Origin of the sequence: Micromonospora rhizosphaerae (assembly GCF_900091465.1) — a bacterium.
Classification (GTDB): Bacteria; Actinomycetota; Actinomycetes; order Mycobacteriales; family Micromonosporaceae; genus Micromonospora; species Micromonospora rhizosphaerae.
The window spans coordinates 2,324,146-2,346,883 of record NZ_FMHV01000002.1 but is presented as its reverse complement, the minus strand read 5'-3'; the positions used below and the strand labels follow the sequence as shown (position 1 = coordinate 2,346,883).

At 73.3% G+C, this 22,738-nt stretch carries 23 protein-coding genes and 2 pseudogenes; 4 read left to right on the top strand and 21 right to left on the bottom strand.

The features are described 5' to 3' along the window. Positions 1-39 precede the first annotated feature (39 nt). Complete coding sequence (locus GA0070624_RS11420; RefSeq protein WP_091340046.1) at positions 40-381, bottom strand: hypothetical protein; 342 nt, start codon at positions 379-381, stop codon at positions 40-42. Positions 382-858: 477 nt separating this feature from the next. Between GA0070624_RS11420 and GA0070624_RS11415 the strand changes: the two genes are divergently transcribed. After that, positions 859-1,812, top strand: coding sequence for a tyrosine recombinase XerC (locus tag GA0070624_RS11415; RefSeq protein WP_091340043.1), 954 nt, complete (start codon positions 859-861; stop codon positions 1,810-1,812). A 178-nt stretch (positions 1,813-1,990) separates the two neighbouring features. Next, on the top strand, positions 1,991-3,172 hold the full coding sequence (locus GA0070624_RS11410) for an aminotransferase class V-fold PLP-dependent enzyme (RefSeq protein WP_091340041.1): 1,182 nt from the start codon (positions 1,991-1,993) through the stop codon (positions 3,170-3,172). A 46-nt stretch (positions 3,173-3,218) separates the two neighbouring features. On the opposite strand, the pseudogene GA0070624_RS11405 reads toward GA0070624_RS11410, so the two are convergent. From GA0070624_RS11405 to proS, 13 genes and pseudogenes are all read right to left on the bottom strand, one after another. After that, positions 3,219-3,818 (bottom strand): annotated as a pseudogene (locus GA0070624_RS11405) (murein hydrolase activator EnvC family protein); the annotation flags it as partial. Between the two features lie 273 nt (positions 3,819-4,091). Next, positions 4,092-4,415, bottom strand: a complete 324-nt coding sequence (locus tag GA0070624_RS11400) for a DUF2469 domain-containing protein (RefSeq protein ID WP_007075222.1) — start codon at positions 4,413-4,415, stop codon at positions 4,092-4,094. Further along, positions 4,412-5,224 (bottom strand): ribonuclease HII, encoded by an 813-nt coding sequence (locus tag GA0070624_RS11395; protein WP_091340038.1) that lies wholly within the window; start codon positions 5,222-5,224, stop codon positions 4,412-4,414. The genes GA0070624_RS11400 and GA0070624_RS11395 overlap by 4 nt, the downstream gene beginning before the upstream one ends. Beyond that, entirely contained in the window at positions 5,218-5,706 is a 489-nt protein-coding gene (locus GA0070624_RS11390) for an NUDIX hydrolase (protein ID WP_091340035.1), read from the bottom strand. Before GA0070624_RS11390 ends, GA0070624_RS11395 begins: the two co-directional genes overlap by 7 nt. Before the next feature lie 48 nt (positions 5,707-5,754). Next, entirely contained in the window at positions 5,755-6,375 is a 621-nt protein-coding gene (gene lepB / locus GA0070624_RS11385; RefSeq protein ID WP_091340032.1) for a signal peptidase I, read from the bottom strand. 9 nt (positions 6,376-6,384) lie between these two features. Continuing rightward, a pseudogene (gene lepB, locus GA0070624_RS11380) lies at positions 6,385-7,253 on the bottom strand (signal peptidase I). 192 nt (positions 7,254-7,445) lie between these two features. Continuing rightward, complete coding sequence (gene rplS / locus GA0070624_RS11375; protein ID WP_091340026.1) at positions 7,446-7,802, bottom strand: 50S ribosomal protein L19; 357 nt, start codon at positions 7,800-7,802, stop codon at positions 7,446-7,448. A 143-nt stretch (positions 7,803-7,945) separates the two neighbouring features. Further along, on the bottom strand, positions 7,946-8,719 hold the full coding sequence (gene trmD / locus GA0070624_RS11370) for a tRNA (guanosine(37)-N1)-methyltransferase TrmD (RefSeq protein WP_091340024.1): 774 nt from the start codon (positions 8,717-8,719) through the stop codon (positions 7,946-7,948). Positions 8,720-8,736: 17 nt separating this feature from the next. Beyond that, complete coding sequence (gene rimM, locus GA0070624_RS11365; protein ID WP_176732002.1) at positions 8,737-9,285, bottom strand: ribosome maturation factor RimM; 549 nt, start codon at positions 9,283-9,285, stop codon at positions 8,737-8,739. A gap of 2 nt (positions 9,286-9,287) precedes the next feature. Continuing rightward, complete coding sequence (locus tag GA0070624_RS11360; RefSeq protein ID WP_030500803.1) at positions 9,288-9,548, bottom strand: RNA-binding protein; 261 nt, start codon at positions 9,546-9,548, stop codon at positions 9,288-9,290. Beyond that, positions 9,523-9,975: a 30S ribosomal protein S16 gene (gene rpsP, locus GA0070624_RS11355; protein WP_091340019.1), complete on the bottom strand. Its 453-nt coding sequence runs from the start codon at positions 9,973-9,975 to the stop codon at positions 9,523-9,525. The genes GA0070624_RS11360 and rpsP overlap by 26 nt, the downstream gene beginning before the upstream one ends. Positions 9,976-10,213: 238 nt before the next feature. Beyond that, on the bottom strand, positions 10,214-10,834 hold the full coding sequence (locus GA0070624_RS11350; protein WP_091348616.1) for a ribonuclease FAU-1 family protein: 621 nt from the start codon (positions 10,832-10,834) through the stop codon (positions 10,214-10,216). A 49-nt stretch (positions 10,835-10,883) separates the two neighbouring features. Beyond that, complete coding sequence (gene proS, locus GA0070624_RS11345; protein WP_091340016.1) at positions 10,884-12,299, bottom strand: proline--tRNA ligase; 1,416 nt, start codon at positions 12,297-12,299, stop codon at positions 10,884-10,886. 204 nt (positions 12,300-12,503) lie between these two features. Here proS and GA0070624_RS11340 point away from each other — a divergent pair, with 204 nt between their 5' ends. Both GA0070624_RS11340 and GA0070624_RS11335 read left to right on the top strand, forming a co-directional pair. Next, positions 12,504-12,995, top strand: a complete 492-nt coding sequence (locus tag GA0070624_RS11340; RefSeq protein WP_091340014.1) for a hypothetical protein — start codon at positions 12,504-12,506, stop codon at positions 12,993-12,995. A gap of 45 nt (positions 12,996-13,040) precedes the next feature. Next, a complete protein-coding gene (locus GA0070624_RS11335; RefSeq protein ID WP_091340011.1) occupies positions 13,041-13,643 on the top strand; it encodes a TetR/AcrR family transcriptional regulator in 603 nt (200 codons plus the stop codon). 125 nt (positions 13,644-13,768) lie between these two features. On the opposite strand, the gene GA0070624_RS11330 is transcribed toward GA0070624_RS11335, so the two are convergent. From GA0070624_RS11330 to GA0070624_RS11300, 7 genes are all read right to left on the bottom strand, one after another. Then, positions 13,769-14,848 carry an amidohydrolase family protein gene (locus GA0070624_RS11330; RefSeq protein WP_091340009.1) on the bottom strand — a complete coding sequence of 360 codons (1,080 nt, stop codon included), beginning with the start codon at positions 14,846-14,848 and terminating at the stop codon, positions 13,769-13,771. Between the two features lie 137 nt (positions 14,849-14,985). Continuing rightward, positions 14,986-16,539: a signal recognition particle protein gene (gene ffh / locus GA0070624_RS11325; RefSeq protein WP_091340006.1), complete on the bottom strand. Its 1,554-nt coding sequence runs from the start codon at positions 16,537-16,539 to the stop codon at positions 14,986-14,988. Positions 16,540-16,700: 161 nt separating this feature from the next. Continuing rightward, positions 16,701-17,357: a response regulator transcription factor gene (locus tag GA0070624_RS11320; RefSeq protein WP_091340003.1), complete on the bottom strand. Its 657-nt coding sequence runs from the start codon at positions 17,355-17,357 to the stop codon at positions 16,701-16,703. Then, entirely contained in the window at positions 17,354-18,481 is a 1,128-nt protein-coding gene (locus GA0070624_RS11315; protein WP_091340000.1) for a sensor histidine kinase, read from the bottom strand. The genes GA0070624_RS11320 and GA0070624_RS11315 overlap by 4 nt, the downstream gene beginning before the upstream one ends. A gap of 21 nt (positions 18,482-18,502) precedes the next feature. Then, a complete protein-coding gene (locus tag GA0070624_RS11310; RefSeq protein ID WP_091339997.1) occupies positions 18,503-19,324 on the bottom strand; it encodes an ABC transporter permease in 822 nt (273 codons plus the stop codon). Beyond that, complete coding sequence (locus tag GA0070624_RS11305) at positions 19,314-20,216, bottom strand: ABC transporter ATP-binding protein (RefSeq protein ID WP_091339994.1); 903 nt, start codon at positions 20,214-20,216, stop codon at positions 19,314-19,316. Before GA0070624_RS11305 ends, GA0070624_RS11310 begins: the two co-directional genes overlap by 11 nt. 116 nt (positions 20,217-20,332) lie before the next feature. Continuing rightward, a complete protein-coding gene (locus GA0070624_RS11300) occupies positions 20,333-22,729 on the bottom strand; it encodes a [protein-PII] uridylyltransferase (protein WP_091339990.1) in 2,397 nt (798 codons plus the stop codon). Positions 22,730-22,738: the final 9 nt, after the last annotated feature.

Sequence of the window (22,738 nt, the reverse complement as noted above, 5' to 3'; positions counted from 1 at the left end):
TCCACGGACAGGCTTGAGCCGGCCGGGGCTACGGTCGACTCAGTCCCCCTCGAAGCGGATCTCCACGTCCCGATTGGTCAGGCATCGCCTGGCGAGCAGTGTGATCCGGCGGACCTGGTCGACCTCGGCGGGCTCCCGGGCGACCTCGGTGAGGCAGCGCAGTTCCGTGATCAGCTGCGGCGCCGCCTCGGCGCCGACCACCAGCTCGCCGAGCGGGTCGACGCGGTCCAGCAGTGGCGTAGGGCCCCCGCCCCGCACCCGCTTGAGCAGGTCCAGCAGCACGTCGTCGGGATCGGGCACCACCTCGGCCGCGACGTACGACGGACGGCGCTGGCCGGGACCGGCCCGAACCAGTCGGTAGAGGACGGCATCCACACCCACGATCGGTCTCCTCCTCCGGTCGGCGTCACCTCGTCCGGGATCGACGCCCCTCCGTCCGCCCTCCGAGATCACCCCGGCCGGTACGCGTCCGGGGCGGCGTCGCCACCGTCCCCTTCGTACAAACAGTCTCCCCTGTTCGGACCGTTGCCTGCCAGCCCCGACGGCGTGCCGCGTCCACGTCGTAACCCGGGATCCTGTCCCTCGGCCGGCGCGGACGTAGGCTGAGCCGGTGCCGGCCGACAGCAGGATCACGACGCACCGCCCGGCCACCGGAGCCAGCGGGCCGCTGGTGACCGATCAGGCCCGCTGGCCCACGACCGGCGTGGGGCCGGGAAGCGCGAGTCGCGCCAGCGGAGCACCTCTTGCCGACCAGGTCGGCTGGCCCACGGCGGGCGTGGGGCCACGAAGCGGGAGTCCGCGGTGAGCGGCGGGGAGCGTCGCGGCACCCGAGCCACGCACGAGGCGCTTCCCCCGGCGATGCGGGAGGCGGTGGACGAATTCGCCGATCACCTGGCCCGGGTGCGCAACCGCTCGGCGCACACCGTCCGGGCATACGTCACGGACCTGGTCTCCCTGCTCGACCATGCCGTCCGGATGGGCTGCGCCGAACTCGCCGAGCTGGACCTGACGGTGCTGCGCAGCTGGCTGGCGAAGCAGCGGACGATGGGCGCAGCGCGGACGTCGCTGGCCCGCCGGGCCGCCTCGGCCCGTACCTTCAGCGCCTGGGCCCACCGCTCGGGCCTGCTGCCAACCGACGTGGCCGCCCCGCTGGCCAGCCCGAAGGCGCACCGCGAGCTGCCCACCGTGCTCCGCGCCGACCAGGCCGCCGCCCTGCTGGACGCCCCAGCCGTCGCGCCGGCCGTCGACCCGCGGGAGGCGGGTCCCGATGAATCCGCGACGCCCTCGGCCGCCGGGGCCGAGCACGATCCGGTCCTGCTGCGGGACCGGGCGCTGCTCGAACTGCTCTACGGCACCGGGGTACGGATCAGCGAGGCGTGCGGCCTGGACGTCACGGACGTCGACCACGGCCGCCGGGTGGTACGGGTCTTCGGCAAGGGCGGCCGGGAACGGGCCGTGCCGTACGGGGTGCCGGCGCAACGCGCGCTGGACGAGTGGCTGCGCCGGGGCAGACCCGAGCTGGTCGGCCCGGACTCCGGGAACGCGCTGCTGCTGGGCGCGCGCGGCGGGCGACTCAACCCGACCACGGCCCGGCGGATTGTCGCCGGCTACGCCGAGGCGGCCGGCCTCCCCAGGACCAGCCCGCACGGGCTGCGGCACTCGGCGGCCACCCACCTGCTGGAGGGCGGGGCGGACCTGCGGGCGGTGCAGGAGCTGCTCGGCCACTCCTCACTGGCCAGCACCCAGATCTACACGCACGTCTCGGTGGAGCGGCTGCGGGCGGCGTACCGGCAGGCGCATCCGCGCGCCTGACCGACCGGACCGGCCAGGGGGCGGCCGAGCTGATACGGCCATCACCGGGGCCGAACCGGGCCAGCCCCGACCGCGGCGCCGGACCGAGTACGTCGGCCGCCGAATCCGGGCGGCAGGCCTGCGTGGGAGCGTCCGGTGAACCGCAGGTTGATGATCGACGGCGGGCTACGATCTGCGAATGACGGTCCCGCAGCCGCCCGAGCCGATCCCCGGGGCTCGGCTGCTCTTCTCGCTCGATCCAGCGGTAAGTCACCTCAACCACGGATCGTTCGGCGCGGTCCCGATCGGGGTGCAGCGGGCCCAGCAGCGGCTGCGCGACGAGATGGAGGCGAACCCGCTGCGCTTCTTCGCCCAGGGCCTGGTCGACCGGATCGCTCACACCCGCCGGCACCTGGCCACGTTCCTGGGCGCCGACCCGGACGGCACCGCGCTGGTGGGCAACGCGACCACGGGGGTGGCCGTGGTGCTCCAGTCGCTCGGCCTGCGCCCCGGCGACGAGGTGGTCACCACCGATCACGGGTACGGCGCGGTCGGCTTCTCGGTGGAGCGGGAGTGCGGGCGGACGGGAGCGGTGTCCCGGACCCTCCGGGTGCCGCTGACCGCCAGCGACGAGGAGGTGGTCGAGATCGTCCGCACCGGCCTGCGCCCCGGCCGGACCAGGCTGCTCGTCATCGACCAGATCACCTCGGCCACTGCCCGGCTCTTCCCGACCGCCGCGATCGTCGGGGTGGCCCGGGAGCAGGGAGTGCCGGTGCTGGTCGACGCGGCGCACGCCCCGGGCATGCTGCCGATCACCGTGGCCTCCGTCGGCGCCGACTTCTGGGTCGGCAACCTGCACAAGTGGGCGTACGCGCCCCGCGGCACGGCCGTGCTGGTGGTGGCGGAGCCGTGGCGGGAGCGGATCCAGCCGCTGGTGGTCTCCTGGGAGCAGGACAGCGGCTTCCCCGCCCGCGTCGAGTGGCAGGCGACCCTGGACTACACCCCCTGGCTGGCCGCCCCGGTCGGGCTCTTCACCCTGCGCAGCCTGGATCTGGACCGGGTACGCGCGCACAACGCCGCGCTCGCCGCGTACGGGCAGCGGGTGGTGGGGGACGCGCTCGGGGTGGCGCCGGCCGACCTGCCGGAGCCCGGCGGACCGACGGTGTCCATGCGGCTCATCCCGCTGCCGCCCGGCGTCGCCACCACGATGGACGCGGCGACGGCGCTGCGGGCCCGGATCGCGGACCGGCTCGCCGCCGAGGTGGCGGTGATGGCGTGGAACGACCGGGGCTGGCTACGCCTCTGCGGCCAGGTCTACAACAAGCCGGACGAGTACGACCGGCTGGCCGTGCGGCTCTCTGCGCTGCTCGCCCAGGGCTGATCGCCCGGCCGGCCGCGGTCGCCGCTCCGGCGGGCTCGGCGGCCGCCGAGGCGTCGAGCGGGAGCAGCCGGACCGCTCCGAGGCCGAGCAGGGCCAGGGGGTCCAGGTACTCCTCGCCCCGGCGCAGGCCCCAGTGCAGGCACGCCGCCGCCGGGCAGTCGGGGTGCCCGGCGAGCAGGGTGCCGATCGGCGTTCCGGCGGTGACCCGGGCGCCGACGGCCAGTCGGGGGCGTACCGGTTCGTAGGTGGTCCGCAGCGCGCCGGCGTGCCCGACCGTGACCACCGGACGCCCGGCCACCATGCCGGCGAAGAGCACCACGCCCGCGCCGGCCGACCGAACCTCGACGCCCGGGACGGCGGCCAGGTCGACGCCGCGGTGACCGGGCAACCACGGCCGCGGCGGCGGATCGAACCGGCGCACCGGCCGCGGCACACCGGCGAGCGGCCAGCGAAACGCCGACCCGATCTCCGGGTAGCTTCCCCCCGCCGCCGAGATTCCCCGCGGCGCGATCGCGACCTCGATCGACATGGCCGAGACGGGCATGGGGCCGGACGTCGTCAGGGCCGCCGCCGGACCGGAAGCCGCCGGAACGACCACCGGACCGGACGCCGCCGGAAGGGTCAGCAGGAGGAAACAGAGGGCCATCGCGGCCGACCTCGGCAGTGTTCGCACGGCGGCAGCCTGCTCCCCAGAGCGCTGACCGCGCCACCACCGGCACCGCCGATTGTGGACGATGCTCCAGCTGTGGACACGCCTCGGCAGGAGAGTGGATCTGCTATGGGCCGTACGGCCACGCGGCGTGGTGTAGTCAGTGGCAGAAGCCGCCGTGAGCGATATGCGGCATATTTATGCCTCCGAGGCCTATCGCTCACTCGTTCAGGCAGCGCGGCCGGCGCTCGACCGGTTCGGTCGGATGCGTCAGCCGCCGAATCCGGAGTCTGCGGGAAGGGAAATGTCCGGCTTTTCGAGCTCTTCGACATTGACGTCCTTGAACGTCATTACCCGGACATTCTTGACGAAGCGGGCAGGGCGGTACATGTCCCATACCCAGGCGTCGTGCATCTCGACCTCGAAGTAGACCTCGCCGTCCGAGTTGCGCACGTGCAGGTCGACCTGGTTGGCCAGATAGAAGCGGCGTTCCGTCTCCACCACGTAGGAGAACTGGCGGACAATGTCGCGGTACTCCCGGTAGAGCTGCAGCTCCATCTCGGTCTCGTACTTCTCGAGATCTTCCGCGCTCATCGCACTCCGCCTTCCATGACCACATCTTCCCCCACCGGCGCCGGAGGTCGAGCCTGCTCGCCCAACGCCACGCCGACGGTACCCCCTGGCGCGCCGGATCGCCCCATCGCCTCATCCACGCCGATAACCGCCGGTCGTCGCCACCTGGCCGGCCGCCCGTCCCGCCCGGAGACCGCGGCGACGTTCACGTACGAGAAGCGGTGTTCCGCACAGGGGCCATGCTCCTGCAGGGCGGCGGTGTGCTCGGTCGTGATGTAGCCCTTGTGCTCGCTAAACCCGTAGCCGGGGTAGCGGCCGTCCAGCTCCACCATGATCCGGTCCCGGGTGACCTTGGCCAGCACGCTCGCCGCCGCCACGCAGGCGGCCACCCGGTCGCCCTTCCAGACCGCCAGCCCCGGCACGTCCAGGCCGTCGACGCCGAAGCCATCGGTCAGCACGTACTCCGGCCGGGTGGTCAGCGAGGCGAGGGCCCGCCGCAGCGCGGCCACGTTGCAGACGTGCAGCCCACGCGCGTCGACCTCCTCTGCGGGGATGACCACCACCGCGTACGCCAGGGCGCGCGCGACGACCTCCTCGTAGACCCGCTCCCGGTTGGCCGGGGTGAGCAGCTTGGAGTCGGCCAGCCCCTCGATCTCGCCACGCCGCCCCTCGGGCAGCACCGCCGCGGCGGCCACCAGTGGACCGGCGCAGGCGCCCCGGCCGGCCTCATCGGCGCCGGCCACGTGCCGGAAGCCGCGCCGCTGCAGCGCCCGCTCCAGCGCGTAGAGCCCAGCCTCGCGGCGCACCACGGTACGCGGGGGCGTCAGCATGCCACGCTCCCGTCACCGGCCGACCGGTCCGCCGCGAGCGCCCGGGTGAGCACGACCGGCAGGTCCTCCGGGTAGTACCGCTCCTCGGTGTGGGCCAGCTCGGCCAGCGACCACCACCGGTGACCGGAGACGCTGGCCCGTTCGATCTCGTTGAAGCCCGCGGTGTCCACCTCCCAGGCAGGCACCCGGACGATGAAGAACTCCTGCTCCTGCCGGTACCAGACGCCGTCGAACGGGAACTCCACCGTCTCGGACCACACCGGCACCCCCAGCTCGTCCGGGGTGAGCCGCAGGCCGGTCTCCTCGGCCAGCTCCCGGGCCGCCCCGTCGGCCGGGCTCTCCCCCGGGTCCAGCCCGCCACCCGGGGTGAACCAGTAGCTGTGGCCCGGTCGGGCCGGGTCGGTGCCGGCGAAGAGCAGCACCCGGTCGGCCGCGTCCACGAGCAGCACCCGGGCCGCGCGGCGGGGGGTGTAGACGGTCACCGCCCAAGCCTGCCAGATGCGTCCGGCGAACGCCCACGCCCTCCGGGGTCAGGGATTGGGGATCGCCGCGAACTGCTCCGGCACGGTGAGCCAGGTCGCCCGGTTGACCGGCCAGAAGATGGTGAAGGCCCGGCCGACCACCTCGTCCTCGGGGATGGTGGCGCTGGTCATGTCGTGGCCGGACTGCTGCCAGTGCTCCAGCGAGTCGCCGGAGGCTTCCCGGTGGTCACCCATGACCCAGAGCCGCCCCTGCGGGACGGTGATGTCGAAATCCTGGTCGGCCGGCTTGTTCCCCGGATAGAGGTACGGCTCGTCGAGCCGCTTGCCGTTGATGACCAGCTTGCCCGCGTCGCAGCAGATCACGTGGTCGCCGCCGACCCCGATCACCCGCTTGATGAAGTCCTCGCCCTCCGGGTTGCCGCTCCACTCGGTGGGCGCCTTGAAGACGATCACCTCGCCCCGGTGCGGCGCCCGGAAGTCGTACACCAGCTTGTTGACCAGCACCCGATCGTCGATCTGAAGAGTGTTCTCCATGGACGGGGAGGGGATGAAGAAGGTCTGCAGCACGAAGGCTCGCACCAGCACTGCGACCAGGATCGCCACACCCAGGAGGACGGGCAGTTCCTTCCAGAAGGAACTGCGCTGCTTATCGGTCTGCTCGTCAATCACGGGAGGAGCCTACGTTGCCGGGCGCGCCGGCGTCGCCCGGAAGCCGCGAGAACGGAGAGTGCCGCCGTAACCGGGAGAATCAGGACGACACCCCCCAGCGGGTCGGGGTCGACCGGAGCGGGCCCGGCCGGCGCCGCGGTGGCCCGGGGCAGGTTGGCGAAGGTGTCCGGGACCGACAGCGTGGTCCACCGCTCGGACGGCCAGACGATCATGAAGGCCCGGCCCACCACGTTGTCGATCGGCACCGGGCCCTGGCAACGGGCGTCCTGGGAGACCAGCCGGTGGTCGCCCATCACGAAGATCTGCCCGGGTGGCACGACGACCTCGGTGAACTGCCGGGACCGGCACTCCTTCGCGTTCGGCGGGAGCTCGGGCGGCGAATCCTCCGACACGTACGCCCGCTCGTCGAGCGGTGCGCCGTTGACCACCACCCGGCCCTGGTCACAGCACCAGATCTTGTCCCCGGGGACGCCGATCACCCGCTTGATGAAGTCCTTCTCACCCGGGCGACTGACCCCGACCAGGTCGCCGAGCGTGCGGCCCACCTTGCCGGCGAACCCGGGCTCGGGCTCCTGCACCTCCTGGGCGACCCACCGGTCGGTGCCCCGGAAGACCACCACCTCGCCCCGGGCCGGGTCCCGGACGTCGTAGACGACCTTGTTGACCAGCACCCGGTCGCCGATGAGCAGCGTGTTCTCCATCGACCCGGAAGGGATGAAGAAGGCCTGGAGCAGGAAGGTGCGGATCAGCACCGCGAGGCAGAAGGCGATCACCAGGAGGAGGGGCAACTCCTGCCAGAGGGGCATCTGCCGACGGGTGCGCCGGGCCCGCCGGCGCCACGGATCGACGGTGCCGTCCTCGTCAAGCATCTGCACCATGCCACTCTCCGGTCCGCGGAAACGACACTACCGCCCGGGAGTCTCGGCTGAGACCCCACGGGCGGTAGTGGACATCCGCTGCCGCGAGACGAGTTCGCGGCGAACGCTGCCCTGCTGCGCCCGTACGACCAGCGTAGTGTGCTCCGGTCGGTACGACATCCGCGCAGGTCAGGCGGCGTGCCGAGCGGAAAGTCAGCTGGGCTGCTTCTCGCGCAGCTCCTTGATCTTGGCCTTCTTGCCGCGCAGCTCGCGGAGGTAGTAGAGCTTGGCGCGTCGCACGTCACCGCGGGTCACGATCTCGATCCGGTCGATCGCCGGGCTGTTCAGCGGGTAGGTCCGCTCCACACCCACCCCGAAGCTGACCTTGCGGACCGAGAAGGTCTCGCGCAGACCGTCACCCTGGCGGCGGATGACGACGCCCTGGAAGATCTGGACACGGGACCGGTTGCCCTCGACGACCCGCGCGTGCACCTTCACGGTGTCACCGGCACGGAAGTCGGGGATGTCGACCCGCTTCGACTGGGCGTCAAGGGCGTCCAGGATGTTCATCGCTGTGTCCTCGTGAGGCTCACGGCGCACCGTCACTCGGTGCGCGGATGGGTGATTCTGACCCCCGGGTGGTGGCCGGCCGGACCGACCCCGGTCGAGGGTCCTCGCAGCCGCCCGCGGCGCGGACGGATGCGGCAACCCCTCTACTTTGCCACATCCCCCGGCGGCAACTGAAATCCGCCCCGGTCCAACGCGGCCCGGTCCCGCTTGTCCAGGCTCTCCGGGTCCAGCGCGGCGATCATGTCGGGCCGCCGCACGGCCGTCCGGAGCAGCGCCTCGTCCCGCCGCCAGCGGGCGATCCGCCCGTGGTCGCCGGAGCGGAGCACCTCCGGCACCTCATTCCCGCGCCAGCTCGCCGGCTTGGTGTACATCGGGGCCTCCAGCAGCCCGTGCGCGTGCGACTCCTCCTCCAGCGAGCCGACGTTGCCGAGCACCCCGGGCAGCAGCCGGGTGACCGCCTCCAGGATCACCAGCACCGCGACCTCGCCGCCGAAGAGCACGTAGTCGCCGATGGAGACCTCGGTCACCGGCATTCGGGTGGCGGCGTGGTCGAGCACCCGCTGGTCGATGCCCTCGTACCGGCCGCAGGCGAAGAGCAGATGCGACTCGGTGGCCAGCTCGTACGCCATGGCCTGGGTGAACCGGCCGCCGGCCGGTGACGGCACCAGCAGCCGGGGCGGGGTCGCCCCCGGCGGAGCGAGCGCGTCCAGCGCCTCGCCCCAGGGCTCCGGCCGCATCACCATCCCGGGCCCGCCGCCGTAGGGCGTGTCGTCCACCGTGCGGTGCACGTCGTGGGTCCAGGTCCGCAGATCGTGTACGGCCAGCCGCAGCGTCCCGTTCGCCCGGGCCTTGCCGATCAGCGACAGGTCCAGCGGGGCGAAGTACTCCGGGAAGATCGACACGATGTCGACGCGCATGCGGGTGCTCCAGCGGCCTAGAGATCGAGCAGACCGCCCGGCGGGTCGACCACGACGCGACCGCCGGCGAGATCCACCTCGGGAACGATCGCCTTGACGAACGGGATCAGCGCGGTACGCCCCTCGGGGCGACGCAGCACCAGCAAATCGGAGGCGGGGGCGTGGTCGATCGCGGTGACCTCGCCCAACCGCTCGCCGGTCGGGGAGACCGCGGTCAGGCCGACCAGCTGGTGGTCGTGGAACTCCTCCGGGTCCTCCGGGGGCGCGACGTCCTCGCTGTCCACACCGACCAGGGTGCCGCGCAGCGCCTCGGCGACGTTCCGATCCAGCACGCCCTCGAAGGTGACCAGGAGTCGCTCCTGGTGCCAGCGGGCCGACTCGACGGTCAGTTCGGCCGGAACCCGGTACGGCACGCCCGGCCCGGGCGCGGCCGGAGCGACCGCCCCCGGCTCGGTGCGCAGCACCGACCCGGGGGCGAATCGTGCTTCGGGCTCATCGGTCCGCACCTCCACGGTGACCTCACCGCGGATCCCGTGCGGCTTACCGATCCGGCCGACGATGAGCAGCATCAGTACGAGTCGACGATGTCGACGCGCACCCCGCGCCCCCCGATGGAGCCGATCACCTGGCGCAGCGCCTTGGCGGTCCGGCCGGACCGCCCGATCACCGTGCCCAGGTCCTCGGGGTGCACGCGGACCTCGAGCCGCTTGCCCCGACGGGAATCGACCATCCGCACCCGGACGTCGTCCGGGTGGTCGACGATGCCCTTGACCAGGTGCTCCAGGGCGGGACGCAGCGCCATGTCAGGCCTGCTCGCCGGACTCGGCACCGGTCTGCTCCTCGGCCGGCGCCTCGGCGGCCGGGGCCTCGGCCTTGGCGGCCTTCTTGGCCGGCTTGGCCGGGGTCTCCGCCAGGCCCGCGGCGGCCTTCGCCTCGGCCTCGTACGCCGCCTTGCGGTCGGCCCGCTCCGGGGCGACCTTCAGCGGCGGCGGGGCCGGCAGGCCCTTGAACTTCTGCCAGTCACCGGTCTTCTCCAGCAGGCGCTGAACCGCCTCGCTCGGCTGCGCGCCGACGGACAGCCAGTACTGGACCCGGTCCGACTTGACCTCGATCACCGAAGGCTCTTCCTTCGGCTGGTAGACCCCGACGAACTCGATCGCCCGGCCGTCGCGCTTGGTGCGCGAGTCGGCGACGACGATGCGGTACTGCGGGTTGCGGATCTTACCCATCCGCAGGAGCCGGATCTTTACGGCCACAGTTCTTTCGCTCCTGTTGCGATCTCACCAGCCCCGAAGGGGCGGTGCACGGGTGAGCGCCGACCGGCACAGTGGGGTTGGGCCGGAGACTGCTCGGTGGACTGGCGACGTGCCCGGGTTAGAGGGCGCCGGACGCGCGCCGGATACCAGCGAACCATTCTGCCAGATCCGGCGCCGATCTCTCACACCGGACCCGGACACGTCATCCGGGTCGGTACCAGAGTGACGGGGGACATCGTCAGCGGACCGGCGGGCGGTCCCATCCCGGCGGAAGCTCGTCCGGTATGTCCCAGTCCCCCGGCGGAGTGAAGTCGCACCAGGTGCCGTCGAAGGGGAACTCCCCCGCCTCGGCCAGGGCGATCACCCGCTCCCCCTCGGCCCGCACCGCCTTCTCATCGGTCACCCAGTAGTCGTCCGGGAAGGCGAGGCGCTCGACGAACTCCTCCTCGTCCTTCCACTCCCAGCTCAGGTCGGGCCGGACGACCACATCCAGGTCCTGGTCCACCAGGTCCACCCCGGCCACCGGGCCGTCGTCCCAGCGGACGCCCGGCTCCTCGAGGTTGACGTACCAGTTGCTGAACCGGCCCTGCGCGTCCCGGAACCACCAGACCGAGTGGGCCGCGCCGGTGGGCAGGAATTTCAGCACCGGCGGCCCATTCCACCGGCCCTGCGCCAGCCGGTAGGACAAGGTGATCCACTCGGCGAACGGCATCGCCCGCATGCCCAGTCCCGCCTCGGTGACCTCGTGCGCCACCGGCGAGTCCCGAGCGACCCAGAGGAGCAGGCCACGCTCGTCGTCGAGCACCACCCGGGCCGACCGAACCCAGCCGATCCGGCCGTGCCGCACGTTCCGGTGCATGATCAGCCGACCTGGCGCGAACCGGGCCGCGGGACCGCCGGGACGCACGTCAGTAGGCGCGGGCCAGGATGGCGACCAGGTCCGGCTCGTCCTCGGAGTCCGGGACCGACCCGTCGGCGCGAAGCAGGCAGCGCACCGTGACGCCCTGGGCGTTCGCCTCGGCCTCGCCCTGCGCGCCGACCGCCGACCACGGCACCCGGGCCCAGCCGGTGGCCGCCGCCTCGATCGCCTCGGCGAGCGTGGACACCTCCACGGTCCGCGACTCGCGGTGGGCCAGTGCCTGGTCGTGCAGCGCCTGCTGGTCGGCGTCGAGGGCCGCCAGCACCGCGCCGACCACGTCGGCCACCGGCACGGGGGACTTCGAGCCGTCCGTACGCCGGACCACGACCGCGTTGCCGGCGGCCAGATCGCGGGGGCCGACCTCGACGCGTACCGGATAGCCGCGCAGCTCGGCGTCGACGGCCCGGCGGCCGAACGGGGTGTCGGTGCGGTCGTCGAGCGCCACCCGGACGCCGGCGTCGCGCAGCGCGTCGCAGAGTTTTTGCGCCGCCTCGGCAGGGCCGCCAGGGCCCTCGCCATCCTTGACCACCATCACGTACGCCTGGACCGGCGCCAGCTTCGGCGGCACCCGCAGGCCGTTGTCGTCGCCGTGGCACATGATCAGGCCGCCGAGCATCCGGGTCGAGGTGCCCCAGGACGTCGTCCAGGCGTGCTCCCGGCCGCCCTCGGCCGAGGAGTAGGTGATGTCGAAGGCCTTGGCGAAGTTCTGCCCCAGCTCGTGGCTGGTGCCGAGCTGCAGCGCCTTGCCGTCGCCCATCATGCCTTCGCAGGTGTAGGTGGCGGTGGCACCGGCGAAGCGCTCCCGGGCGGTCTTCAGGCCGACCACCACCGGGATGCCGAGCACGTTGACCATCAGGTCCTCGTACGCCTCGTGCAGGATCCGCCGCGCGTAGGCCCGCGCGTCCTCGCGCGTGGCGTGCGCGGTGTGTCCCTCCTGCCAGAGGAACTCGCTGGTGCGCAGGAAGATCCGGGGGCGCAGCTCCCAGCGGACCACGTTGGCCCACTGGTTGAGCAGCAGCGGCAGGTCCCGGTACGAGTCGATCCACTTGGCCATGAACTCGCCGATCACCGTCTCGCTGGTGGGGCGCACCACCACGGGCTCGGCGAGCTGCTTGCCGCCAGCGTGGGTGACCACCGCCAGCTCCGGCGAGAAGCCCTCGACGTGCTCGGCCTCGCGCTTGAGGTAGCTCTCCGGAATGAAGAGCGGGAAGTACGCGTTCTCCGCGCCAGCCGCCTTGATCCGGGCGTCCATCTCGGCCTGCATCCGCTCCCAGATGGCGTAGCCGGCCGGTCGGATGACCATGGTCCCCCGGACCGGGCCGTTGTCGGCCAGCTTCGCCTTGGCGATCAGGTCCTGGTACCAGCGGGGAAAGTCCTCCGCACGGGGAGTGAGCACGCGTGCCATGACCGCACATCCTATGCGCTGCGGCGGCACCGCCCGCGCCCGGGCGCGGCGTCTGCCGTCCGGGTCCGTGTCCCCTTGTCGCTCTTGTCCTCTACTGGGCGCCCTGCCCTGCGATGCGACCAGGCTGCGACCCGTTCGCGACCACCTCGCTCCAGGCTGCGAAAAACGACCGGCGAACCGCCGGCACCACCGCAGGAGGAAGCGATGAACACACCGATCAGAGGCGGCCTCGCCGCACTGCTCGCGCTGGGCGCCGGCGTCGGCATGGCCGGGCCGGCGTACGCGGACACACCCGACCAGGAGAGAACCGTGATCCACTCGAGCCTGATGTGGGGGGACTGCGGATCTGTGACGGGCGGCGGCATGATCGTGGCCGAGGCCACGACCTACCTGCACTGGACCATCTTCCAGCAGGATGGCGAGTTCGTCCGGTGGGTGAGGCAGGGGTCGATGGACGCGGTCCTCCACGGGCCGCGGGGGGACGTGCTGTTCAACAAGGTCTGGCACGGGACCCTGGATGCCGGGAACATCGTCGAGGGCGAGGTCCGCGACATGTACCTCATCCCCGACCGGCCCACTTTGGTCCAAGCGGGCCGCTACGTCGTGGACCTGAACACCTCCGCGGCGGAGCTGACCCCCGGCCTCGGAGACCCCCATCGACCGCCGGCTGGGGAAGTGTGCGAGGCCATCGGCTGACGGACGATCACCCGCTTCAGCCAGGGACCGTAGACTTCCGCCACGATGAATGAGCTGCGGGACTCGGCACGGCAACGGTTGCGGGACGCCATCGTCGACGCCGCTCGCACGCAGACGGTCGCGGTCGGCTGGGACGCGGTCCGGATGGGTGCCGTGGCGGCCGCCGCCGGGGTGAGCCGGCAGACCGTCTACAACGAGTTCGGTAGCAAGGCGGGGCTGGCCGACGCGCTGGCCCGGCGCGAGGTCGACCGGTTCGTCGCGGCGGTCCGCGCGGCGCTGGACGAGCACGGCGCCGACGTCCGGGCCGGTGCGTACGCGGCCATCTCGCACACCCTGACCGAGGCGGCCGGGAACCCGCTGATCAAGGCGATCCTGACCAGCGCGCGGGGCGGCGCGGACGAGCTGCTGCCCTACCTGACCACCCGCTCGGAACTGGTGCTGGCCGAGGCCTCCGGCGCGCTGCTGGACTGGGCGAGGGTCCAACTGTCGACGGCCGAGCCGGCGGCGCTGGCGTTCGCCGCCGACTCCATCGTGCGCCTGGTGGTGAGCCACATCGTGCTCCCCCAGGCCCCGCCCGACCAGACCGCCGCGCGCCTGGCCGACCTCGCCCTGCATCTCTTCCTCACCGCCACCACCCCGACCACCTGACCCCCGACCGCCCAGGCATCCGTCTGCGTCGATCACGAAGTCGTTGTCACCCACGTCGGCGTGTCGTGACAACAACTTCATGATCATCGGCATCGGTCGGGGCGGCGGCGCTGGGGAAAGGGCAGTCAGCGGATGGGGCGGCCGCGGAGGACGATGCGGGACGGGGTGCGGACCACGCGCAAGTCGCGGCGGGGGTCCTCGGGGTAGACCACGAGGTCGGCGAGGCCGCCCTCGACCAGGCCGGGGAAGCCGAGCCACTCGCGGGCGCGCCAGGAGGCGGCGGCGAGGACGTCCACCGTGGACATGCCGGCCTGCTCGTGCAGCAGCAGCATCTCCTCGGCGGCCAGCCCGTGGTCGATGCCACCACCGGCGTCGGTGCCGACGTAGATCGGCACTCCCGCCTCGTGCGCGGCCCGGACCACCTCGGGGAAGCGGTCGCGCAGGGCGAGCATGTGGTCGGCGTACCCGGGGAACCTGGCGCGGGCCTGGTCGGCGATGCCGTCGAAGGTCTGAATGTTGATCATCGTGGGGACCAGCGCGGTGCCCTGCCGCGCCATCATGTCGATCATGTCGAGGCTGAGGCCAGTCCCGTGCTCCACCGAGTCCACCCCGGCGCGCACCATGATCTCCACGGCCGACTCGGAGAAGGTGTGCACCGCGGCGCGTACCCCGGCGGCGTGCGCGGCCCGGACGGCGGCGGTCATGGTGTCGGCGTCCCAGGCCGGCGCGAGGTCGCCCACGCCGCGGTCGATCCAGTCGCCGACCAGCTTGACCCAGCCATTGCCGGCGGCGGCCTGCTCGGCCACCGTCGCGGCCACCTCGGCCGCGCCGACCTCCACCCCGATGTCCCGCAGGTAGCGCTTGGGCGGCGCGACGTGCCGGCCCGCGCGGGCCAGTCGCGGCAGGTCCGGCGCGTCGTCGAGTTCCGGGTACGGGTACGGCGAGCCGGCGTCCCGGATCGCGAGCACCCCGGCGTCCCGGTCGATGCGGGCCAGTTCGCGGGCCTGGTGGAGGGAGGTGATCGGCACGCCGCCGCGCCCGATGCCGATGTGGCAGTGGGCGTCGGTCAGGCCGGGCAGCACGAAGCCACCGTCGACGATCGTCTCCGCCCCGGGCACCGGATCGAAGGTCACCCGGTCGCCGACCAGCCAGAGATCCCGGACCTCGTCGTCGGGCAGGAGCACACCGCGCACATGCAGAGCCATGTGCACAGTCCTACCGGATCACGCTCCGTCGCGACCAGCCCGGCCCGCGCGGTCCGCGCCGGCGAGCGATCTGCGGCATGTCGGGGGATCAGCGAGGACTGACACTCCGACATGCCGCATCTCGAGCGGCAAAACGGTCAGCGGGGGCGGTTCTCGCCCTTGCCGAGCTTGTTGAAGTCGATCTTCGGCAGCTTGAAGCCCGGAGGCAGGCCCTGGCCGCCGGCCAGGTCGCCGGGGTCGAGGCCCGGCGGGAGCTGCGGCATGCCGCCGGGGAAGCCCCCCGGCAGCCCGGCGCCCGCGCCGCTGCGCTGCCGGCCGCCCTTGGTGCCCTTGCGCTTGTTCTTCGGGCTCTTGGTCGCCTTGCGCCGGCCGCCGCCGGGCAGGCCCATCATGCCGCCCATCTGCTTCATCATCTTCTGCGCGTCGGCGAAGCGGTTGAGCAGCTGGTTGACGTCCATCACGGTGACGCCCGAGCCGTTGGCGATACGCGCCCGGCGGGAGCCGTTGATGATCTTCGGGTTGGTGCGCTCGCCCGGGGTCATCGACCGGATGATCGCGGTGACCCGGTCGAAGTGCTTGTCGTCCAGCTCGGCGAGCTGGTCCTTCATCTGCCCCATGCCCGGCATCATGGCCAGCACGTTGGCGATCGGGCCCATCCGGCGGACCGCGATGAGCTGGTCGAGGAAGTCCTCCAGGGTGAACTGCTCGCCGCCCATCAGCTTGGCGGTCATCTTCTCCTTCTGATCGGCGTCGAAGGCCGCTTCGGCCTGCTCGATCAGAGTGAGGACGTCGCCCATGCCGAGGATCCGGCTGGCCATCCGGTCCGGGTGGAAGACGTCGAAGTCCTCCAGCTTCTCGCCGGTGGAGGCGAAGAGGATCGGCTGCCCGGTGACCTCCCGGACCGACAGCGCGGCGCCACCGCGGGCGTCGCCGTCGAGCTTGGAGAGGACCACGCCGGTGATGCCCACGCCGTCGCGGAACGCCTCGGCGGTGCGGACGGCGTCCTGACCGACCATCGCGTCGATGACGAAGATGACCTCGTCCGGGTCGACCGCGTCGCGGATGTCGGCGGCCTGCTGCATCATCTCGGCGTCGATACCGAGGCGGCCGGCGGTGTCGACGATGACGATGTCCCGGGCGGCGCGCTTGGCGTGCTCGATCGAGTCGCGCGCCACCTGGACGGGGTCGCCGACACCGTTGCCGGGCTCCGGGGCGTACACCTCGACGCCGGCGCGGCCACCGAGCACCTGGAGCTGCCCGACGGCGTTCGGGCGCTGGAGGTCGGCGGCGACCAGCAGCGGCTGGTGACCCTGGGCCTTGAGCCAGCGGGCCAGCTTGCCGGCGAGGGTGGTCTTACCGGAGCCCTGGAGGCCGGCGAGCATGACCACGGTCGGCGGGTGCTTGGCGAACTGCAGCCGCCGCCCCTCGCCACCGAGGACGTTGATCAGCTCCTCGTTGACGATCTTGACGATCTGCTGCGCCGGGTTCAGGGCCTGGGAGACCTCGGCGCTGCGGGCCCGCTCCTTCACGTTCGCGATGAAGCCCTTGACCACCGGCAGGGCGACGTCGGCCTCCAGCAGCGCCATGCGGATCTCGCGCGCGGTGGCGTCGATGTCGGCGTCGGTGAGCCGACCCTTGCCGCGGAGCTTGGTGAAGATCCCGGACAGGCGGTCACTCAAGGTGTCAAACACACGAACATCCCGTTTGTCAGTGTTTCGGCGGGCACAAACTGGCCGGCACGCACAAGGCCGGCCACCCGCAAGGGTAACCGTCGGACGTCGCCACTGCTTCCCGCCGGCCCGGCCGCCCGTCCGGCCACCGTCTCAAGATCGCGGTGGTCACGGCCGCAGGATCACGACTCGACCAGTCCGGACTGGTATGCGAAGACCACCAACTGGGCCCGGTCCCGGGCACCCAGCTTCACCATCGCCCGGCTGACGTGGGTACGCGCCGTGGCCGGGCTGACCACCAGCCGGTCGGCGATCTCGCCGTTGCTCAGCCCCTCGCCGACCAGCCCCACCACCTCCCGTTCCCGGTCGGTGAGGGTGCCGAGGCGAGGGTGCGGGCGGGGCACCCGGGCCGGCCGGGTGGCGAACTCCCGGACCACCCGCCGGGTCACCGACGGCGACAGCAGCGCCTCCCCCTCGGCGACCAGCCGGATCGCCCGCAGCAGGTCGGCCGGGCGGGTGTCCTTGGTGAGGAAGCCGCTCGCCCCGTGGCGGAGTGCGTCGAAGACGTACTCGTCCAGCTCGAACGTGGTCAACACGATCACCCGGGTGCCGGTCAGCTCGGAATCCGCGACGATCCGCCGGGTCGCCTCGATGCCGTCGATGCCCGGCATCCGGACGTCCATCAGCACCACGTCGGGGCGCTCCCGCCGGGCCAGCTCGACCACGCTCAGCCCGTCGGCCGCCTCGCCCACCACGGCGAGGTCGTCCTCGCTCTCCACCAGGGCGCGCAACCCGATCCGGACCAGGTCCTGGTCGTCGGCGAGCAACACGGTGATCATTCAGCCTCCTCCACCGGCAGTGTCGCGTACACCCGGAAGCCCCCGCCGGGGACGGCGCCGGCGGTGAACGAGCCGCCCAGCGCGGTGACCCGCTCCCGCATGCCGGCGAGCCCGTACCCGCCGGCCTGCCCCGGCCCGGCGACCGGCCCACGGCCGGTGTCGGTCACCTCCACGGCGACCTCGCCCGGGGCGTACCGGAGTCGGACGGTGGCGGTGGCCGGGCCCGCATGGCGCAGCACGTTGGTCAGCGCCTCCTGCACCACCCGGTACGCGGCCAGGTCCACCGCGACCGGGAGCTGGCGCCGCTCCCCGCTGACCTCCACGGTGACCGGCACCCCGGCGCCGGCCAGCCGGTCGCGCAGCTGCGGCAGCTGGGCCAGCCCCGGGGCCGGCGCCCGCTCGTCGGCCGCCTCGTCCCGCCGGACCACGGTGAGCGTGACCCGCAGCTCGTCCAGGGCCTCCTTGCTGGTGCGGCTGATCGCGGTCAGCGCCGCCTCCGCCTGCTCCGGCTTCTTCCCAAGCAGGTGCAGGGCGATCTCCGCCTGCATGTGGATGGCCGCGAGGCCGTGCCCGACCACGTCGTGCACCTCCCGGGCCACCCGCAGCCGCTCGGCGTCGGCCAGCCGGCGGGCCTCGTCCACGCGGTCGCGGGCCGCGCTCTCCCGGATCAGCCGCACCGTGGTCCCGACCGCGAACGGCACCACCACCCAGGCGGCGGCGGGCATCAGGCCCAGCAGGCCGGGCGACCGGACGCCCACGAAGACGTGGACCAGCAGCACGGCCAGGGCCACGCCGCAGGCCACCGCCGCGGTGCGCAGCGGCCGGTACGCGGCGACCGTGTAGACCGCGACGAAGAACGAGAACAGGATCGGCCCGTACGGGTAGCCGAGCACCAGGTACGCCGTGACGGCCGCGGTGCCGACCGCCAGCGTCGCCAGCGGCCACCGCCGCCGGACCGCCAGGGCCAACGCGGCCGCCACCACCAGCGGATAGGTCGCCCGACCGGTGGCGATCCCCTCGTTCGCGCCGGCCGGACCGGTGCCGACCAGCCCGATCGCGACCAGCGCCAGAGCGACCAGGGCGTCGAAGAGCCCGTCGCGCCACCCGGTCCGGTTCCGGTCCACGCCCGTCCCTCCCCCGCCCGCCTAGCCGATGTCCCGTCGCTGCAGCAGCAGCCCGCCGACCGCCGCGAAGGCGACCAGGTAGCCGGCCACCACCAGCGCCGCCTGCCCGCCGCCGACCGCCGCCGCGACCCCCGGCGTGTCGCCGGGCGCGCCGAGCGCCGCCGCCAGCGACCCGGCGTTGGGCCCCGGCAGCCCCTTCTGCACCTGGGCCACCCAGTCCAGCAGGGGCGCGGCGATCGCGGCGAGCAGGTTCTGCACCGCGAGCATCCACACCAGCCCCAGCCCGACGGGCAGGGCCACCGCCCGCAGCGCGACGGCGAGCACGGCACCGAGCATGGCCCACATCGTCGCGATGAGCCACCCCGCCCCGATCCCGGTCAGCAGGTCGCCGGCCGAGGGCCAGTGCACCGGCTGCGACTCGGCGACCGCGATCAGCGCGCTGGAAACCGCCCCGACCGCGAAGACGGAGAGCACCACGACGAGGGCAGCGGCGGCCAGGGCGAGCAGCTTGCCGGCGTACACCTCCAGCCGGGTGGGGCCCTGGGAGAGCACGGTCTTCCAGGTGCCCCAGCCGTACTCGCCGCCGACGGCGAGCACGCCGAGGATCAGCACGATCGAGCCGAGGAAGACCGGCAGCCCGCCGAGCGAGTTGCCCACCAGCTGGTCGGGCAGCAGCATCGGCAGCGTCCGGTCGGTGTTCGGGCCGTCGGTCCCACCGGCGATGCTCGCGTACGGGAACAGGTAGGTGAAGATCAGGGCGAGCACCAGCGCGATGGCCAGCAGCAGCCAGGACGCCGGCCGACGGACGAGTTTGACCGCCTCGGCGTGGAAACTACGCAACATTGGCCGTTCCCTTCTCGATGAGGTCGAAGAAGACCTGTTCCAGGTCACGCTCGCGGGGACGCAGCTCGCGCACCGCCACCCCGGCGCCGACCAGTTCGGCGTTGAGCCAGGCGGCCTGGTCCGGCGCGACCGACAGCTCCAGCCCGCCGTCGACCACCCGCACCCGCTCGGCGCCGACCAGTTCCCGGGCCCGCGCCGCCGCGTCGTCGAGCGGGTCGGCGAGCACCCGCAGCCCGGCCGCGCCGCGCAGCTCGGCGACGCTGCCCTCGGCGATCAGCCGCCCCCGGGAGATCACCCCGACCCGGTCACAGACCTGCTCGACCTCGCCGAGCAGGTGGCTGGAGACCAGCACCGTGCATCCGGCCGCGCCGAGCCGGCGGATCAGCGTGCGCATGTCCGCCATGCCGGCCGGGTCGAGGCCGTTGGTCGGCTCGTCCAGGATCAGCAGGCGCGGGTCCTTGAGCAGGGCGGCCGCCACCCCGAGGCGCTGCTTCATGCCCAACGAGTAGCCGGCGTACCGGTCGCCGGCCCGCTCGGCCAGGTCGACCAGGTCCAGCACCAGCGACACCCGGTCGGCGCCGACCCCGCCGTAGCGGGCGAGCACCCGCAGGTTGTCCCGGCCCGACAGGTACGGGTAGAAGGCGGGTCCCTCGATCAGCGCGCCCACCCCGGTGAGCCGTCCGGCGCCGGGCGGCCGGCCGAGCAGCCGGACCGTGCCGGCGGTGGGCCGCACCAGCCCGAGCAGCATCCGCAGGGTGGTGGTCTTGCCGGCGCCGTTCGGGCCGAGGAAGCCGTACACCTCGCCGGCCCGGACGGTCAGGTCGAGATCTCGCACGGCGGTCAAGCCGCCGTACCGTTTCGTGAGCCCTTCGGTCTGCACTGGCAGGTTCATGCCCCGAGCGTGCCGCCCCGAGGGCCGGGGCACGTCGCCCGCCGAGCGGCTCCGCGACTACGCCCGCGGACGTAGTCGGCCCGCCCGCTGGCAGTCCCCGACGGCAGGCACCGGACTCAGACGGCGGCGAGGACGGCCGCTTCCAGGCGGGCCCGGTCGGCGTCGGAGGGCCAGCCGCCGACCAGGTAGAACGCGTCCACCACGTCGCCGCCGAGGGTGGAGATCCGGGCCGCGCGGACCTGGGCGCCGGCCTCGTCCAGCGCACAGGTGACCCGGTACAGCAGCCCGGCCGCGTCGGCGGCGCGCAGCTCCAGCAGCACCGCGTCGGTGGCCGCCTCCCGATGCCAGACCACCCGGGGCGCGGCCCCCGCGCCGCGCGCGGCCAACGCCCGGCCGCGCAGCCGCTGGGTGACCGAGACGTCGCCGGTGACCGCGCGGCGCAGGTCGGCGCTGAGCGCGATCGGGTCGGGCGCCAGCCCGTAGCGCGGCTGCACCCGGCACTCGACCAGGGCCCGGCCGTCGACCGTGGAGGCGTCCGCGGAGAGCACCTCAAGCCGGTGCAGGGCCAGGCAGCCGGCCACCGTCGCGAGCAGCCCCCGCCGGTCCGCCGCGGCCACCGCCACCCGGTCCTCGGCCAGGTGTACGACCGGCAGCGGCCCCGCCACCAGCGCTGGATCCGGGGCCGGCGGCGCGGGCAGCGCACCGGTGTCCAGCGCGGTGCGGACCCCGGCGACCAGCTCGGCGACCAGCCGCCCCTTCCAGTCCGACCAGGCGGCCGGACCGGTGGCCAAGGCGTCGGCGCGGACCAGGGCGTGCAGCAGGTCGAGGGTGGTGGTGTCGCCGACCAGCTCGGCCACGCCGGCGATGGTCACCGGGTCGGCGAGGTCCCGTCGGGTGGCCACGTCGGGCAGAAGCAGGTGCAGCCGGACCAGCCTGCCGATCAGCGCCACCTCCGGCTCGGGCAGGCCGATCCGGGTGGCCACCGCCTCGGCCAGCGGCGCGCCCACCGTGCTGTGGTCGCCCGGAAGTCCCTTGCCGATGTCGTGCAGGAGCGCGCCGAGCAGCAGCAGGTCCGGGCGGTCCACCTCGCGACTGTGCCGGCTCGCCTCGTACGCGGTCTGCACCAGGTGCCGGTCCAGCGTGAACCGGTGCACCGGGTTGTGCTGGGGCAGGCTGCGCAGTCGGGTCCACTCGGGCAGCCAGCCGTCGATCAGGCCGTACCGGTCGCAGGTCTCCCAGGCGGGCACCAGGCCCGGACCCGCCCCGAGCAGGGTGATCAGCGCGGCGCGGGCGGCCGGCGGCCAGGGCGCGGGCAGCGGCGGGCAGTACGCGGCCAGCCACTCGCAGGTGGCCCGGGCGATCGGCAGCCGGGTGGTGGCCGCGGCGGCGGCGACCCGCAGCGACAGGCTCGGGTCGGGGCGGGCGCCGATGGCGGTGCGGGCCAGCACCAGCTCGCCGTCGTGCTCGACCACGTCCCGGGCGACCGGGCGGCGGCCCGGACGGCCGTCGGCACCCCGGCGGCGGCCGGAGCGGAGCCGGTCGGCGGCCCGCCAGGCGTCGTCGAGGGCGTGGCTGACGGTCCGGGCGTCCCCGGCGACCCGGCGCAGCAGGACGTCGCCGTCGTGTACGACGGCTCCAGCGCCGGCTCCAGGTCGCTGCGCGGCGTCAGACGCGCCGAGCTGGTGTTGTCGCACGACGGCTCCAGGTCGCTGCGCGGCGTCAGACGCGCCGAGCTGGAGTTGTCGTAGGCCGAGCAGCGCGGCGACCCCGTCGCGTTCCTGGGCGACGAGCCGGTCGACCCGGCGGCCGACCTGCAGGTGCAGGGCGTCACGGGTGTCCAGCAGGCGCCGGTGGGCGGCGCGGACCGCGGGTCGCAGCGCGTCGGTGATGCCGGCGGTGGCGATGGCCCGGAGGATGCCGACGTCGCGCAGCCCGCCGGCAGCCTCCTTCAGGTCGCCCTCCAGCAGGAAGGCCAGCTCGCCGTGGGTCTCCCAGCGGGCGGCGGTGATCTCCCTGAGCCCGGGGAGCTGGCGGACGGCGGTACGCCGCCAGTGGTCGGTCGCGGTGCGGATCAGTGAGTCGGCGAGCGCCCGGTCCCCGGCCACGAAGCGGGCGTCGAGCAGGCCGAGGGCGACCTTGACGTCGTCCTGGGCCACCGAGAGCGCCTCGGCGACGGTGCGTACCGAGTGGTCCAGCCGCAGCCCGGCGTCCCAGATCGGGTACCACAGCGAGGCGGCCAGCTCGTCCGTCCCGGGCACCCCGGCGTGCAGCAGCACCAGGTCCAGGTCCCCGTACGGCGCGCACTGCCGCCGCCCGAGGCCGCCGACGGCGAGGAGGGCGACCCCGGGCCGCTCCGGCAGCAGCCGGCTGAGCCACCCGTCGAACGCCGCCGCCCGCGCCGCCCGCGCCTCCGCCCCGATCCCGCCCGGCACGCCGACGACCTCGTTGATCAAGAGGTCTGCGTCGCCGTTGCCGGGGTGTCCTGACGCATTCTTCTTGATCAACGAGGTCATCGAGGCGCG